This is a genomic window from Kitasatospora sp. NPDC051164 (genome assembly GCF_044455625.1).
In the GTDB taxonomy this organism is placed as follows: domain Bacteria; phylum Actinomycetota; class Actinomycetes; order Streptomycetales; family Streptomycetaceae; genus Kitasatospora.
The window spans coordinates 515,893-531,364 of sequence record NZ_JBITFB010000001.1 but is presented as its reverse complement, the minus strand read 5'-3'; the positions used below and the strand labels follow the sequence as shown (position 1 = coordinate 531,364).

Sequence of the window (15,472 nt, the reverse complement as noted above, 5' to 3'; positions counted from 1 at the left end):
GGTCTCATGGCGTCCCCCATGAGACCGCCTCATGAGGCGCCCCGGCGAGAAGCCCATGAGACGCACTGGAGAGAAGCTCATGACGGATGCCCTTGAGAACCACTCAAGGGCATCACTCGTCCGGGTGACAAAGGCGGGACGAGCAGGCGCAATGGGGTAACCGGAAGGCCCAAAGGACTTTATTGGAACTGATCGTGATGTCGGATCAGCTACGCTCTCGCCCGCCCCGCCCGACCGCCGAAGCAGAGAGTAGCCCGACATGAGCAGTCCCCCTGCCGTCCCCGCGGCCCGCTGGCCGCTGATCCTGCTGCGCACCACCGCCACCGCGCTGGCCCTGCTGGCCCTGCTCCAGGTCATGCTGGCCAGTAGCTTCCTCAACGGCACGTTCGACTCCCTGAAGGACCACGAGGGCAACGCGATGACGCTGGCCACCGTGGTGGTGCTCCAGCTGGTGGTCGCCGTCGCGGTGCGGTGGCCCGGGCGCGGCCCGCTGTGGCCGCTGTGGACGACCCTCCTGCTCAACGTCGCGGTCATCGGCCAGATCGCGGCCGGCTACGCCCGGGCCGTCGGCGTGCACGTCACCCTCGGCGTGCTGCTGGTCAGCGGCATCCTGTTCGGCCTGGTCGAAGCCTGGCGGTTGCCGCTGCCCGCCCGGACGGGGCAGCCCGATGCGGGCCCGGACGGCAGCGGACTGCTGCCGCGCCCCGGCGGGCCAGTGGAGGTGTCCAAGTGAAGCGTCGCCGGTTCCTGGGCATCGGCGCCTCCGTCCTCGGCGCGGGCGCGCTGGCCGCCGTCGCCGTCCCCTCGGCCGCCCGGCTGCTCGCCGAGGGCCGCCCCGGGCAGCTGCTGAGCAGCGCGCTCGACCTGCCCGAGGCGTTCCAGGTCCCGCTTCCGGTGCCGGCCGTGCTGAATCCGGTGCGCACCGACGGGACCAGCGACTACTACGAGATCACCCAGCAGGTCGCCAAGCTGGAGATCATCCCCGGTGTGAAGACCGAGGCCTGGACGTACGGGGGCAGCTTCCCCGGGCCGACCCTGGTCACCCGCTCCGGGCGGGCGGCGGTGGTCAAGCACCGCAACGAGCTGCCGGTGCCGTCCGTCACCCACCTGCACGGCGGGCACACCCCGGCGGACAGCGACGGCTACCCGGTGGACCTGCTGCTCCCCGTCGGGTCGTCGGCCGACGCCGCCCAGGGCATGGCCGGCATGCAGGGCATGCCGGGGATGCGCCACGCGGGGGGCCGCAGCATCGTCGGCGAGCGCAGCCACACCTACCCGGGCAGGCAGCGCGCCGCCACCCTCTGGTACCACGACCACCGGATGGGCTTCACCGGCCCCGGAGTCTGGCGCGGACTGGCCGGCTTCCACCTCGTCCAGGACGACGAGGAGGGCGCTCTGCCGCTGCCGCGCGGCGAGCGCGACCTGCCACTGATGATCGCCGACCGCTCCTTCGCCGCCGACGGGTCCTTTCAGTACCCCTCCACCGACCCCGCGCTCGGCGAGCCCGGCGTCACCGCCGGCTACGCCAACGGCGTGCTCGGCGACGTCATCCTGGTCAACGGCGCGCCGTGGCCCCGGCTGGATGTCGACCGCGCCCGCTACCGGCTGCGCCTGCTCAACGCCTCCAACGCCCGCCTCTACCGGCTCGAACTCGACCCGCAGCCCCCCGGCGGCGGCGCCCTGGTCCAGATCGGCTCCGACGGCGGCCTGCTCGCCGCCCCGGTCGCCCACGACGGCATCGAGATCGCTCCCGCCGAACGCTTCGACGTCGTGGTCGACTTCTCGCGCTACGCGCCCGGCACCCAGGTGCGCCTGGTCAACCGCTTCGGCAGTGGTCGGACGGCCGAGGTCATGCGGTTCGACGTCTCCTCGAAGCAGGTGAACGACGACGCGACGGTGCCCGACAAGCTCGCCGCCGTCGAGGGCCTGGACGCCTCCGCCGCCGTCACCACCCGCGACTTCACCTTCCGCCGCAGCCGCAGCGACGGCTGGACCATCAACGGCGAGCCCTACCAGCCAGGCCAGAACATCGCCACGCCCGCCCTCGGGACGATCGAGCGCTGGCGCTTCTCGTCCGACCTGCACCACCCCGTGCACGTCCACCTGGACCACTTCCAGGTGATCGGACGCAACGGCGCGAACCCGGGCCCCTACGACGCGGGGTGGAAGGACACCGTGGACCTGCGCCCGGCCGAGGCAGTGGAGCTACTGGTGCGCTTCACCGACTACGCGGGGGCGTACATGCTGCACTGCCACAACCTGGAGCACGAGGACATGGCGATGATGGCGGACTTCACGGTGCAGTGAACCGTGCGGTGAGTCGGCCCGGTGAGCGGCGGGGTGATCGGTGTGGTGAGCCGTCCTGCGGTGAACCGCCCGGTTTCACTCGGACGGCCGAGTGCCGGAGGGCGTGCGCTGCGCCCTCCGGCACGCGTGTCCTAGCGTCGCGGAGAGGGGCACCCGCCGGCCGCCCGGCGTCGCTGGCAGCGCCCACCGACGGATGGAGCTGCCGCATGACCACTCCCGCCGAACGCCGCCGCCGCGGCCGGGCCGCCCGCGACCGCGTCTCCCGCTCCGACCACGGCCGGTGGATCCCGGCCGCGGACCGGCCCGACCCGCTCGGCGTGCTGGAACGGCAGGGCGAGGACCGGATCACCCGGCTGCTGCCGATCCGCTACGGGCGGATGGCCGAAAGCCCGTTCAGCTACCTGCGCGGCGCCGCCGCCGTGATGGCCGCCGACCTCGGGGCCGTGCCCGACACCGGTCTCACCGTCCAACTCTGCGGCGACGCCCACCTGGTGAACTTCGGCGTGTACGCCTCGCCGGAACGCGCCCTGCTCTTCGACGTCAACGACTTCGACGAGACCTACCCCGGCCCCTTCGAGTGGGACGTCAAACGCCTCGCCGCCAGCGTCGCCGTCGCGGCCCGCGACAACGGCCAGGACGAGGAGCGCGTGCGCCGCGCCGCCCGCACCGCCGTCGAGGGCTACGCGACCGCGATGCGACGCCTGGCGGGCCTGGGCGAACTCGACGTCTGGTACGCCCGGGTGGACACCGCGCAGCTGCTGCCGCTGCTGGGCAAGCCCCGGCAGCGCAAGCGCGCCGAGGCCCAATTCGCGCACGCCCGGCGCCGTACCAGCCTGCAGGCCTTCGGCAAGCTCACCGAGGACCGGGACGGGCGGCGCCGGATCATCAGCGCGCCACCGCTGATCGAGCCGCTGAAGAAGACCGAACTGCGCGGCATCGGCAAGGTGTTCAGCGACTACCGGGGCACCCTCGCCGAGAGCCGCCGTGTCCTGCTGGACCGCTACCGCTTCGTCGACGCGGCCACCAAGGTGGTCGGTGTCGGCAGCGTCGGCACCCGCTGCTTCATCGTCCTGCTGGAGGGCCGGGACGGCCGCGACCCGTTGTTCCTGCAACTCAAAGAGGCCGGCCGGTCGGTACTGGAGGACCACCTGCCGCCCGCCAAGGTGGACGCCGAGGTCGCCCCTCACCACGGCGGCCGCCGGGTGGTCACCGGCCAGCACCTGATGCAGGCCGCCAGCGACATCTTCCTCGGCTGGACCACCGGCCCCGCCGGGCGCCACTTCTACGGCCGCCAACTGCGTGACATGAAGGGCTCGGTCGAGGTCGGCGACATGAAGCCCTCCGGCCTGCGCGCCTACGCCGACCTCTGCGGCCGCACCCTCGCCCGCGCCCACGCCCGCACCGGCGACCGCCTCGCCATCGCCGGCTACCTCGGCAGCGCGGACACCTTCGCGGAGGCGGTGGCCGAGTTCGCGGTGCGGTACGCGGACCGGACGGAGGTGGATCACCGCGAGTTGGTGGCCGCCGTCGCGGACGGGAGGATCACGGCGACCCGGGGAGTGTGAGAGCGGCCAGCCTCTCCAACTGCTCCCTCTGATCCGCCAGTTCGAGCGCGCCGAGGCGGGCCACCAGGTGCCGGGCACCGGCCGACGTGTACCGGGTGAGCTTGGCGGCCACCTCGTCCGGCGTGCCGAGGGCGAACGCCTGGATCTGCTCCGTCTCGGCCAGCGGCAGGCCGTAGTTGGAGCGGGTGTAGACGTCCATGGCCCGGCGGGCGGCTTCCGTGTCGCGGTCGATCCGGACGTTGACGAAGAGGGCGGGGGTGACGGCCTCCGGTGGGCGTCCAGCCTGGCGGGCCGTCGCCCGGACGGCGGCGAGCCCGGTGGCGTAGTCGGCCGGGTCGGGCGGATAGGGCAGCCAGCCGTCGTAGTGGCGCCCGGTTCGGGCCAGGGCCGCCGGGGTCGCGCCGCCGAGCCAGACGGGTGGCCCCTGCTCGTGGAACGGCCTGGTGGCGGGCGGGAGTTCGGCGAAGGAGTGGAACTCGCCGTGGAACTCCTTCGCCCCGGCCCAGAGCGCCCGCCACAGGGCGACCGTCTCGTCCAGCCGGGCGAAGCGGCGCTCCCACGGCACTTGGGACAGCTCGTGCAGCGGGCGGCCGAAGCGCCCCGGGAAGCCGGCGCCGACCGCGACCGTCAGTCGGCCGCCGGACAACTGGTCCACCGAGGCCAGCGTCTGCGCGGCCTGCACCGGGCGGCGCAGGACCGGCAGCAGGGCGCCGGTGCCCAGCCGGACGCGTTCCGTCACCGTGGCGGCGGCCGCAAGCATCGTGAGCGGTTCGATCCTCGGGCTCAGCAGGGAGTCGTTGACGAACAGCGAGGAGAAGCCCAACTCTTCGCTGCGGCGGGCGAATGCGACCAGGTCGCGGGGGCCGTGCGCGGCCCACTGGTCCTGGCCGGTGGGGAGGAAAACACCGATGTCCATGGCGTCGATGCTGGCGGCCGGGGCGAATGGCCTCAATTCCCCCGGGGGAATGGCGGGCCGCGGCCGCCCGCGGTTGGCTGGTGCCGTGGACTTCTCCCAAACGCTGCGTGAGCGCCGTACCAGCCGCCGCCTGAGCCAGCTCGACCTCGCCACCCGAGCGGGAACGACCCAGCGGCACCTGAGCTTCATCGAGTCCGGCCGCTCCGTGCCGGGCCGGGGCATGGTCGTCCGGCTCGCCGAATCGCTCGACCTGTCGCTGCGGGACCGCAACGAGCTGCTGCTGGCCGCCGGTTACGCACCCGTCTACCCGGAGACACCGCTGGACGGGCCGACGCTGGCACCGGTGCGGGAAGCGATCGGCCACATCCTGGCCGGCCACCTCCCGTACCCGGCACTCGTCGTGGACCACCGAGGTGACGTGGTGGCCGCCAACGCCGCCCTGGACGTGATCACCGCAGGCGCCGACCCGCGGCTCGTCGGCCCCGGCACCAACGCCTACCGGCTCGCCCTGCACCCGGACGGCCTCGCCCCGCGCATCCTCAACTTCGCCGCCTGGGCCCGCCACATCGTCGAACGCACCCGGCATCTCGGCGAACTGCACGCGGAGTTGAGCTCGTACGTTCCCGAAGTCGAGTTGGGACAACAGCACTTGGGATTCGCCGTCCCGCTCGAGCTGCGCACCTCGCTCGGCGAGCTGCGTCTGATGACAACGGTCACCACCTTCGCCACCGCCGTGGATGTCACCCTCGCCGAACTGAAACTGGAAGCCTTCCTGCCGGCGGACGCGGCCACCGCCGAGGCGTTACGGGGAGCGGCCGCGGCATAGTGGGAGCGGCCGCTCAGAGCCCCGGGAACTGGTAGTCGGCGGTGATCCGGCCGTCGGTGTCCAGGGCGACGAACTCCACCCCGCCGCCGACCGGTTCGCCACCGCCGACGGGCACCATCTCCCAGGTGAAGCGGACGACGTCCCGCAGCCGCACGGCGTCCGGCCGGGCCCGGAAGGTGAACTCGCCGGGCGCCACGAACTCCTCGTGGGCGCGGGCCACCCGGAACTCCAACTCGTCGTAGCCGCGCGCCTCCAGGACCGGCTCCGCGAACCCGACCCGCGCGGCTGCCTCCCGGGCTTCGACAGGCGGGTGCAGGAGGTGCACGCCGCCCACGGCCCACAACCGCTCGACCGCCGACCGGCGGGCAACAGCGTCGGGCTCGGTCCACAACGCGGCGTAGCGGTCGGCGAGTTGCTGAGCGCTGGTGGCGATGGATGTGCCGGTGGCGATGGGCGTACCGGTGGTCATGGCGGACTCCTGTGGTGTTCGGCCGGTCTCGGTGCGACCCATCCTGGGGATGGCCCTGCAGCCGGACAATTCCCGCCGGGGAATGGCCGGTTGGCGGCATTGTCGGTCGGTGGGCCCGCCGGGCGGCCCACGGGCCTGAGGTCTCGGACCCCTCGAGCTTCCTTCGAGCGGTCCGCGGTCGACCCCGTGGACCCGCGCCGCCGTGGTCGGACGGCGGCAGGGTACCGCTAACCGGCTCCGGGTCGGACGGCGGCGATCGGCAGGGCCGTCGCCACCAGGAGGCCGGCGGTGTAGAGCGGGCCGAGGTCGCCGGCCGCCGAGCCGAGCGTGGTCGCGGCGAGCAGCGGGCCGGCGGTGGCGCCGAGGTTGAGGGCGGCGGTCGCGTAGGCGCCGGCCATGGTGGGCGCTCCGGCCGCCTCGTACAGCACCCCGGTGATCAGCGTGCCGCCGACGGCGAAGGACAGCGCGCCCAGCAGGAACACCAGGGGCAGCAGGACGGCCGGTCGGTCCGCGAGGACGGCCGCCGTGGGCCAGCCGGCCAGCAGCAGCGGGCCGCCGGTGGCGAGGACCAGACCGGGGCGGCGGTCCGCCAGCCGTCCCGTGGTGACGCCGACGACGGACCCGGCGCCGAACAGCACCAGCACGACCGGCACCCACAGTGCGCCGAGCCCGGCGGGGCCGGTCACCACAGGGGCGAGGAAGGTGAAGCCGCCGAAGGTCGCCGCATTGACGAGAGCGGCGAGCAGCATCGCACGGAGCAGCCGCGGACGGCCCAGCTGCCGGAACTCCGTGCGCAGGGACGGGGCGTGGGGCCCGCGCGCGGTCGTGGGACGGGCGGGGAGACCCCAGGCGAGGCCGACGGCGGCGGGCAGGCAGAGCACGGCGACGGCCCAGAATGCGGCGCGCCACCCGCACAGCGCGCCGAGGACCGAACCGCCCGGGACCCCGGCGACCGTCGCCACCGTCGTCCCCGACAGCAGCACGGCGAGCGCCCGCCCCTTCCGGTCCGCCGGCACCAGCGCGGCGGCGCCGTGGTCATCGCCAGGGCGAGGAACCCGGCGTTGGCTAGCGCGGCCACCACCCGGGTCGACAACAGCACCGGGAAGCTCGAGGTCAGGGCGACCACGGCGTGAGCCGCCGCGAACGCCAGGACGAACCCGTGCAGGCTGCCGCGCCCCGGCCGGCTGCGGGCGAGCGCGGCCATCAGCGGCGCGCCGACGGCCATCCCGACCGCGAAAGCCGAGGTGAGGCCGCCCGCCGTGCCGACGGTGACGCCGAGATCGTCGGCGAGGTCCGGCAGCAGACCGGCGAGCATGAACTCCGAGGTGCCCATGGCGAACACGGCCAGGGCGAGCAGATAGAGCGGAAGGGGCATCGAGGGGTTCCGGAACGAGGAGAAGCAACGAGGAACGGCGTCTCGTCACCGCGCTCAGCCCCCGAGGGCGCACGCGTTCGCGGCCGGGCCCGCGCTCGCGCACGGCATTTCAGCGCTCACGCTTCAACGGCTGCGGGGGTTCAGGGGGCTGACGGCGTGACCGAAAGTCCCCACCCTGGATGCCTCAGGGCTCGACATGCTCCGTACGCTACCCGACGGGCGGCCGTCCCGGCACCGGAGTTATTTCCGTTTGCCCGAGAGGTCGGGATGCCGTTGGGTTGGCCGCATGAACGAACCGCTGAACCGACCGCTGACCGAGCTGCGCACCGAACGCCTGCTGATCCGCCGCTGGCGCGAGTCGGACCTCGTCCCGTGGGCCGCGATGAACGCTGACCCCGAGGTCCGCGAGCACCTGGGCGGCCCGCTCACCCGGGAGCGGAGCGACGCGTCGGTGGCACGCTTCGAAGCGGCGATCGAGCGGCGGGGGTACGGCTGGCTGGCCGTCGAAGTACGGGACAGCGGCGAGTTCGTCGGCTTCGTGGGCCTGGACGACATCGAGGAGACGGACCCGGTCGACGGCGTCGAGATCGGCTGGCGCCTGGCCCGCTCCGCCTGGGGACACGGCTACGCCACGGAGGCGGCCCGCGCCGTCCTGGCGTACGGCTTCGACGCCCTCGGCCTCCCCGAGGTCCTCGCCATCACCACGGCCGCCAACCAGCGCTCCCAGTCGGTGATGCGCCGCCTCGGCATGACCCACGACCCCGCTGAGGACTTCGACGACCCCGCCGCCCCGGACGGTCCGCTGCGCCGCAACACGGTCTTCCGGCTGCGCCGCGAGGACCGTCTGTCCTAGGAGAGGGGACCGGCCCCGCCTTCCGGTCGGCCGTGTGGACCGCCTCCGACCGGATCACCGTCACCACCGACGTCACCGATATCACCGACACCGGGTCACGGGTCCTCAGCGCCGACCGGGAGCCGGTGAACCCACCGGCACCGAGAGCGTCGGCGCCGTCCGATCGCCTGGCCGTGGATGGCGCGAGGTTCGCCGCCCGGGTGGCGGAGGCCGTCGCGCATCTGGCCGACCGGCCCCGCTTGCACCGGGCCTGAACTGCGGGATCGGGCGGCGCGATTGTCAGAGGGGTGTGCAAGGGTGGCCCCATGCTGGCGATCACGGTGCAGACGAACGACGGGAAGCGGCGTTCCCGACCGAGCGCGGACGAGTTGGCGGGGCTGGTCTGGGGCATCGGCGCGGAGGACGACCGCTTCCTCGTCCTGGAGCGGATACCGGACCTGCCGGACGTGTACATCCAGGTGTGGCACTCCGACGGCGAGGGCTACACGCTGGAGCACCGCGACGGCTCCGCCCAGCGGCACTTCGAGGTGCGGCTGGACGGGCCCGGGCCGGTGGCCGAGGCGATGACGGCCTGGGCGCGCGGCGAGGCGGGCTGGGGCGACGGCCTGGACTGGCAGCCACTCGACATGGGCCCGGTGCCGGAGCCCGTACCGCCGGTGGAGCTGGGTGCGGGCGAGCGGCGGGAGTTGGAGGACCGGCTGCGGCTGACCCTGGCCTGCGGCTACACCGACCGGGCCCGGCTGGTCGAGGAGGCCGAGGAGTACCTGGTGTCGTGCGGCCTCCGTCCCCTCTCGCGTGCGCAGGCCGAGCAACTCGCCGACCGGCTCTGGCTGGAGCGCGTCGGCGAGCAGACCGGCTGGATCGGCGACACCGACCCGGAGCGCCTCGCCCACGCCTTCGCCGCCCTGGAGGCGAGCGGCATCACGGCCCGGGAGGACTTCACCTGCTGCCGGTCCTGCGGCGAGGCAGAGATCGGCGCGGCCGGCGCCCCGGACGCCCGCGGCTTCGTCTACTTCCACTCCCAGTGCACCGAATCCGCCGCCGCCGGCCACGGCCTGTCTCTCCTGTACGGCGGCTTCGACGGCTCCCCGTCGACCGCCACGGCCGTCGGCCACGAGGTTGTCGCCGCCCTCACCGCCGCCGGCCTGCCCACGGTCTGGAACGGCGACCCGTCGCACACGATCGAGATACGCCCCCTGCTCTGGCGCCGCCGCCTGGGCGGGTGATCGGACCTGAACTGCCGTATCCTCCGGGGCCGATAACGGTGCCCGACGGCGTCCGACGCTGTCCGACGGTGTTCGGTAACGTTCGACGGAACGGGGGAGCAGCATGATGGAGCGGGGGCAGGTGCCGCGGAGCAACGCGCGGGAGCTGTGGGGGGCGTTGCCGAGGAGTGTGCGGCGGCAGGTGATCGCGGAGGCCCGGCGGGGGCGGGCCTGGGAGGACCGGCGGGTGGCGGCGGTGGCCGTCGGCTGGGCCTGGCAGGTGCTCGGCACCCCGGACGCCCGTCGAAGGGACCTCGGCGCGCTGCTGGGCTACCTGCTCAACGCGGTCATGAGCGCCGGCCCGGGTGCCACGGCGGGCGTGGACATCCTCGACGGTTCCCCGGACCACGACGCCAACCCGCTGGTCCGCCGCTGGGCGCGGCGGGTCGAGGCGGCCAACCCGGTGCGGCGGCCGTGAGGAAGGAAGCCGAGACGTGAGCGATGACGTTCTGTCGGTGATCCCGGCGGACCGTCCTGGCAGCCGGACCGGTCGGCGTCCGAGCGGCCGGCGCGCCTCTTCCCATGAGGACGGATGACCGGTGCCCCGGTCCGGCCGACCAGCAGGCCAGCAGGCCAGCAGGCCAGCAGGCCAGCAGGCCAGCAGGCCAGCAGGCCGGCGGACCGGACCGCGGCATCGGGTTTCACGGCACCAGCAGGTGCAGGGCGTTCCTTTCCACCGCGACCTCGACCGGCAGGGGTGCGATGAATTCTCCGTCGGCGTAGGCGGTGATGCCCGGGGAGTCGATGCGCAGGGACTCGGTGCGCAGGGTGGTGACCTCGGGGCGGGTGGTGTGGGTGCCTTTGAAGAGGGTGGGGAAGAACCGGGCGATGCGCAGGCGGGGCATGGCGTCGACGAGGGTGACGTCGAGTAGGCCGTCGTCCGGGAGAGCCTCCGGGCACATGAGCATGCCGCCGCCGTAGCTGCGGGTGTTGCCGACGGCGGCGAGGGTGAGGTCGCGTTCGATGACGGTGCCGTCGGCGAGAGTGATCCGGAACGGGAGCGGGCGCAGGTTGGCGAACTCGATGAGGATGGCGAGGTTGTAGCGCATCCGGCCGCGTGGCCAGCGCAGGCGGTTGGTGCGGTCGCTGACCAGGGAGTCGAAGCCGGTGGCGAGGATGGAGCCGAACCGGCGGACGGACCCGTCCGGACCGGTTACCCGGCCGAGGTCGACGGTGCGGATGCGGCCGGCGGCGATGATGTCGGCGGCGGCCTCGGGGGCGTCGAGCGGCAGGCCGTACGCGCGGGCGTGGTCGTTGCCGGTGCCGGCCGGTATCACGCCGAGCGGGACGGTGGTGCCGGCGAGGGCCTGCAGGGCGAGGTTGATCATGCCGTCACCGCCGACCACGGCGAGCGCGTCCACGCCGCCCGCGGCCGCTTCGCGGGCGAGGCGGACGGCGTCGTCGGCGGAGCGCCCGGCGTGGGGTTCGGCGTCGATGCCGAGGGAGCGCAGGCGGGCGACCGCCCGCTCCGCGGCGGGGCCGGCGTGGCCGGCGCCCGCCGCCGGGTTGGTGAGAACGGCGACCCTGCGGACGGTTCTCGGGCCGTCCGCCCCATGAGCCCGGCTCATGGGATCAGCTTGCCGGGGTTGAGGATGCCCGCCGGGTCGAGCTCGGCCTTGACGGCGCGCAGGATGCGGACGCCCAGGTCGCCGACCTCGTCGGTCATCCAGGGCCGGTGGTCGGCGCCGACGGCGTGGTGGTGGGTGATGGTGCCGCCCGCGCCGACGATGGCGTCCCCGGCGGCGCGCTTGGCGGCGCCCCAGCGGGTGAGCGGGTCCTCGCCGAGGGCGGCGACGACGGTGAAGTAGAGCGAGGCGCCGGTCGGGTAGACGTGCGAGATGTGGCAGAGCACGAGCGCGCCGGGCAGGGCGGCGGTGAGTGCCTCGGTGACGGCGGCCCGCAGGGCCGGCAGTCGGCTCCAGCCGGCGGCCGTCTCCAGGGTTTCGCACAGCGCCCCCGCGCCGAGCAGTGAGTCGCGCAGGTAGGGTGCGTTGAACCGGCCGTGTTCCCAGGCCCGGGCGGGGGCTTCGCCGAGCGAGGTGGCGCCGGCGGCGAGCAGCGCCTCGCGGGTGGCACGGTGCCGGGCGGCGACCTGTTCGGCGCTGCCTTCGAAGACGGTGACGGCCAGGCAGCCGCTGACGGTCGGGCTGCCGCCGATCTGTTCGGTCATGGCGAGGTTGACCATGGTCTCGGCCTCGTCGGAGAGCCGGATCACGGTCGGGCCGGTGCCCTGCTGCTCGACGGCGCGCAGCGCGGCCGTCCCGGTGGCGAAGTCGGGGAAGCTCCACGCCTCGTAGGCCTTGACGGCGGGCAGCGAGTGGACGCGCAGCCGGACGGCGGTGATCACGCCGAGGGTGCCCTCGGAGCCGAGGAAGAGCTGGCGCAGGTCGGGGCCGGCGGCGGAGGCGGGGGCGCGGCCGAGGTCGAGCACCCCGGCGGGGGTGACCACCCGCAGGCCGCGCACCATCTCGTCGAAGCGCCCGTACCCGGCGGAGTCCTGGCCGGAGGAGCGGGTGGCCGCGAAGCCGCCGATGGTGGCGTAGCGGAAGCTCTGCGGGTAGTGGCCGAGTTCCCAACCGCGTTCGGCGAGCAGTGCTTCGGCGGCCGGGCCGGTGAGGCCGGCGCCGAGGACGGCCTCGCCGGAGGTCTCGTCCAGGTCGAGCAGTTCGTCGAAGCGGCGCAGGTCGAGCGAGACGACGGCGTGGAAGGGGCCGCGCTCGGGGTCGAGGCCGCCGACGACGCTGGTGCCGCCGCCGAAGGGGACGACGGCGATGCGGCGTTCGGCGCACACCGCGAGAACGGCGGCGACCTCCTGCTCGCTGCCGGGCAGCACGACGGCGTCGGGCGCGTCCTGCGGCTCGCGGCTGCGGCGGCGCAGCAGGTCGGGGGTGGACTTGCCGCCTGCGCGCGGCAGGCGGTCGGCGTCGGCGGTGCTGACGTGGGTCTCGCCGACGGCGGCGGCGAGTGCCTTGAGGTCCTCGGCGGAGGTCCGGGACGGGTGCAGTACGACCTCCTCGGCGCTCGGCCCGGGGGCTGCGTCGCCGGTGACGCCGAGGGCCGCGGCGAGCAGTCCCTTGATGTCGGCGGACAGCTCCTTGGCCAGGGCCGGGTCGCCCCAGGCGTCCCACTTCATCGGGGGGAGCGGAAGAGCGGCGCCCGCCGGTCCCGCTTGCGTCTCAGGTGCCATGCGTTACAGTTTCACACATCATGTCAAGTAGTAACGCCGAGCCGGCGGCAGCAGCCGGGCAGCCCCGCAGCACCGACGACGCGATCCTGGACGCCGCCGCCGACCTGCTCGTCCACCTCGGCGTGCGCCGCACGCAGTTGGCCGAGATCGCGCGCCGCGCCGGGGTCAGCCGGCCGACCGTCTACCGGCGCTGGCCGGACGTCCGGGCGGTGATCGGCGCGCTGCTCACCCGGGAGATCCTGGCCACCCTGGAGGGCGCCTCGCTGGACGTCCAGGACCGGGAGACCCTCGTGGAACGGGTCGTCGAGGTCGCCGTCCGGCTGCGCGACCACCCGGTGCTCGGCGCGCTGCTCCACTCCGAGGACTCCGACCTGCTGCTCGAGTACGTGGTCGAGCGGCTCGGCGCCAGCCAGCGCGGCCTGCTGGAGGCGCTGCGCAGCGGCATCGAGCGGGGCCAGGCGCACGGCTCGGTCCGCGCCGGGGAGCCGCTCGAACTGGCCGCCATGGTCCTGCTGATCGCCCAGTCCACCGTCCAGTCGCACCGCATGGTCGCCTCCCTGCTGCCAGAGGCGGCCTGGCGGCGCGAACTGGCCAGAGCGCTGAACGGATACCTCGCACCATGACGACGCCCGCCGTCGGCCCCTTCGCGGGGACCAGCCGACTCAACGCCGCACGCCGCACGCTGGAACTCGAGGCGCTCGGCGACGACCCGCACATCGACCTGCTGGTGATCGGTGGCGGTGTCACCGGCGCCGGGGTGGCCCTGGACGCCGCCTCGCGCGGCCTGCGCACCGTGCTGGTCGAGTCCCGCGACCTGGCCTTCGGCACCAGCCGCTGGAGCTCCAAGCTGGTGCACGGCGGACTGCGCTACCTCGCCTCCGGCAGGATCAAGGTAGCCCGGGAGAGTGCGGTCGAGCGCGGCGTGCTGATGACCCGCACCGCCCCGCACCTGATCCGCGCGCTGCCCCAACTGGTGCCGCTGCTCCCGGACTTGCTGCGCCCCGGGCAGGGCGCGCTGATCCGCGCGGGCTTCCACGCCGGCGACGCGCTGCGGGTCAGCGCCGGCACGCCGGGCGCGCTGCTGCCCCGGATGCGCCGGATCGACGCGGCCCGCACCCGACAGCTGGTGCCGGGCGTCCGGACCGCGGGCCTGCGCGGCGCGCTGGTCGCGCACGACGGCCAACTCGTGGACGACGCACGGTTGGTGGTCGCCCTGGCGCGAACCGCCGCGCAGTACGGCGCGAGCGTGCTGACCAGGGTCCGGGCCGAGGTGGTGACCGGCACCTCCGCCCGGCTCGTCGACACGCTGACCGGGCAGGAACTGGCCGTCCGGGCGGGCGCGGTGGTCAATGCCACCGGCGTCTGGGCGGGTGAGGTGGATACCTCGATCACGTTGCGTCCGAGCCGTGGCACCCATGTCCTGGTGGACGCGGGGCTGCTGGGGAATCCGACCGCCGCCCTCACCGTGCCGGTGCCCGGCTCGACCAGCCGCTTCGTGTTCGCCCTGCCGCAGCAGCTCGGCCGGGTCGCGATCGGCCTGACCGACGAGGAGGCCCCGGGCCCGATCCCGGACGAGCCGCAGCCCGCCGAGGCCGAGCTGACCTTCCTCCTCGACACCGTCAACGCCGCCCTCGCCACCGCGCTGACCAGGGCGGACGTGCGCGGCGCCTACGCCGGGCTGCGCCCGCTGATCGACACCGGGGGCGGCAGCACCGCCGACATCTCGCGCGAGCACGCGGTGCTGGAGTCCCCGTCCGGGCTGGTCACCGTGGTCGGCGGCAAGCTCACCACCTACCGCCGGATGGCCGAGGACGCGGTGGACGCCGCCGTCCGGCTGCGCGGTCTGCCCGCCCGGACCTGCTGGACGGCGCGGTTGCCACTGGTCGGCGCCCCCGGACACCGGGACAGCCGACCCCTGCCCGCGCAGAAGGTGCCCTCCTCACTGCTCGCCCGGCACGGCGGCGCCGCCCACGAGGTGCTGGCGGCGGGGGAGTCGGTGCCGGTGGCCGAGGGTCTGGACGTCACGCGCGCCGAGATCGCGTACGCGGTCACCCACGAGGGCGCGCTGGACGCCGCCGACGTGCTCGACCGCCGCACCCGGATCGGGCTGGTCGCGGAGGACGCGGAACGGGCGCGGAAGGTGGTCGAAGAGATTCTGACGGAGTGTCAGGACGGCTGATCGGCCCAGGGGAAGGGCGTCAGGTCCGGTTCGACCCAGCTGGTCCGGGCCTGCTCGCTCGCGAGCGTTCCGGGCCGGTAGTGGCGGGCGAGCAGCTCCTTGTCGAGCAGCTCGGGATGGCGGGCCGCGAACGCCTCGAAGTTCTCGCGCTCCTCGAAAGCCGGTGCGCCGTCGGCGTGGTGGGCCACCAGCTCGACCCAGGCCCGGGTCATGGTGACGTGGAACTTCTGCGGCGCCCCGGCCTTGGTGGCGGTGCGCCGGATGCCGTCGCCGATCAGGCCGAGGGCGGTGGCGGCGCCGTGCCGGCGGACCGCGAGCCAGGTCAGGCGGACGTGCTGGCGGTGGCCGAAGCGCTCGGCTCCGGTCATCGCCTCGCGCAGCAGGTCGTCGAAGACGGCGAAGGCGTCGGGGGAGTCCGGGGCGTCGGGGCAGCCCGGGGCGTCCGGGGAGTCCGAGGCGTGGGGGGTCGCGGAGGAGGGCATGCGGGGCTCTCATGGGGGAGGGTGGAACATGCGAATGGGAGATCGTAG

The 15,472-nt window shown here is 74.2% G+C and carries 14 protein-coding genes and 1 pseudogene; 9 read left to right on the top strand and 6 right to left on the bottom strand.

What is annotated here, in order from left to right:
- The first annotated feature begins 259 nt into the window (after positions 1 to 259).
- The 3 genes from ACIBEC_RS02315 to ACIBEC_RS02305 all read left to right on the top strand — a co-directional run bounded on the left by ACIBEC_RS02315 (position 260) and on the right by ACIBEC_RS02305 (position 3,872).
- Positions 260 to 733, top strand: coding sequence for a hypothetical protein (locus tag ACIBEC_RS02315; protein WP_360490536.1), 474 nt, complete (start codon positions 260 to 262; stop codon positions 731 to 733).
- Positions 730 to 2,307, top strand: coding sequence for a multicopper oxidase domain-containing protein (locus tag ACIBEC_RS02310; protein WP_360490533.1), 1,578 nt, complete (start codon positions 730 to 732; stop codon positions 2,305 to 2,307). The genes ACIBEC_RS02315 and ACIBEC_RS02310 overlap by 4 nt, the downstream gene beginning before the upstream one ends.
- Before the next feature lie 206 nt (positions 2,308 to 2,513).
- On the top strand, positions 2,514 to 3,872 hold the full coding sequence (locus ACIBEC_RS02305; RefSeq protein WP_360490530.1) for a DUF2252 domain-containing protein: 1,359 nt from the start codon (positions 2,514 to 2,516) through the stop codon (positions 3,870 to 3,872).
- On the opposite strand, the gene ACIBEC_RS02300 is transcribed toward ACIBEC_RS02305, so the two are convergent.
- On the bottom strand, positions 3,850 to 4,788 hold the full coding sequence (locus ACIBEC_RS02300) for an LLM class flavin-dependent oxidoreductase (RefSeq protein ID WP_360490527.1): 939 nt from the start codon (positions 4,786 to 4,788) through the stop codon (positions 3,850 to 3,852). The genes ACIBEC_RS02305 and ACIBEC_RS02300 overlap by 23 nt on opposite strands.
- Before the next feature lie 85 nt (positions 4,789 to 4,873).
- Here ACIBEC_RS02300 and ACIBEC_RS02295 point away from each other — a divergent pair, with 85 nt between their 5' ends.
- Positions 4,874 to 5,614: a helix-turn-helix transcriptional regulator gene (locus tag ACIBEC_RS02295; protein ID WP_360490524.1), complete on the top strand. Its 741-nt coding sequence runs from the start codon at positions 4,874 to 4,876 to the stop codon at positions 5,612 to 5,614.
- A gap of 13 nt (positions 5,615 to 5,627) precedes the next feature.
- On the opposite strand, the gene ACIBEC_RS02290 is transcribed toward ACIBEC_RS02295, so the two are convergent.
- Both ACIBEC_RS02290 and ACIBEC_RS02285 read right to left on the bottom strand, forming a co-directional pair.
- Entirely contained in the window at positions 5,628 to 6,083 is a 456-nt protein-coding gene (locus ACIBEC_RS02290; protein ID WP_360490521.1) for a hypothetical protein, read from the bottom strand.
- A gap of 227 nt (positions 6,084 to 6,310) precedes the next feature.
- Positions 6,311 to 7,458: pseudogene (locus ACIBEC_RS02285) on the bottom strand (Cmx/CmrA family chloramphenicol efflux MFS transporter).
- Between the two features lie 310 nt (positions 7,459 to 7,768).
- On the opposite strand from ACIBEC_RS02285, the gene ACIBEC_RS02280 reads away from it, so the two are divergent.
- From ACIBEC_RS02280 to ACIBEC_RS02270, 3 genes are all read left to right on the top strand, one after another.
- Positions 7,769 to 8,311, top strand: a complete 543-nt coding sequence (locus ACIBEC_RS02280; RefSeq protein ID WP_360490760.1) for a GNAT family N-acetyltransferase — start codon at positions 7,769 to 7,771, stop codon at positions 8,309 to 8,311.
- Positions 8,312 to 8,616: 305 nt separating this feature from the next.
- Positions 8,617 to 9,537, top strand: coding sequence for a DUF6891 domain-containing protein (locus ACIBEC_RS02275; RefSeq protein ID WP_360490518.1), 921 nt, complete (start codon positions 8,617 to 8,619; stop codon positions 9,535 to 9,537).
- A gap of 121 nt (positions 9,538 to 9,658) precedes the next feature.
- A complete protein-coding gene (locus ACIBEC_RS02270) occupies positions 9,659 to 9,994 on the top strand; it encodes a hypothetical protein (protein ID WP_360490515.1) in 336 nt (111 codons plus the stop codon).
- Positions 9,995 to 10,217: 223 nt separating this feature from the next.
- Here ACIBEC_RS02270 and ACIBEC_RS02265 read toward each other — a convergent pair whose 3' ends face one another.
- Positions 10,218 to 11,144: a diacylglycerol kinase gene (locus ACIBEC_RS02265; protein WP_360490512.1), complete on the bottom strand. Its 927-nt coding sequence runs from the start codon at positions 11,142 to 11,144 to the stop codon at positions 10,218 to 10,220.
- Positions 11,141 to 12,709 (bottom strand): FAD-binding oxidoreductase, encoded by a 1,569-nt coding sequence (locus ACIBEC_RS02260; protein WP_360490509.1) that lies wholly within the window; start codon positions 12,707 to 12,709, stop codon positions 11,141 to 11,143. Before ACIBEC_RS02260 ends, ACIBEC_RS02265 begins: the two co-directional genes overlap by 4 nt.
- Positions 12,710 to 12,783: 74 nt before the next feature.
- On the opposite strand from ACIBEC_RS02260, the gene ACIBEC_RS02255 reads away from it, so the two are divergent.
- On the top strand, positions 12,784 to 13,386 hold the full coding sequence (locus ACIBEC_RS02255) for a TetR/AcrR family transcriptional regulator (RefSeq protein WP_360490506.1): 603 nt from the start codon (positions 12,784 to 12,786) through the stop codon (positions 13,384 to 13,386).
- Entirely contained in the window at positions 13,383 to 14,942 is a 1,560-nt protein-coding gene (locus ACIBEC_RS02250; protein ID WP_360490503.1) for a glycerol-3-phosphate dehydrogenase/oxidase, read from the top strand. The genes ACIBEC_RS02255 and ACIBEC_RS02250 overlap by 4 nt, the downstream gene beginning before the upstream one ends.
- Here ACIBEC_RS02250 and ACIBEC_RS02245 read toward each other — a convergent pair.
- Positions 14,930 to 15,424, bottom strand: coding sequence for a hypothetical protein (locus tag ACIBEC_RS02245; protein WP_360490500.1), 495 nt, complete (start codon positions 15,422 to 15,424; stop codon positions 14,930 to 14,932). The two genes, ACIBEC_RS02250 and ACIBEC_RS02245, sit on opposite strands and share 13 nt — an antisense overlap.
- Positions 15,425 to 15,472 lie beyond the last annotated feature (48 nt).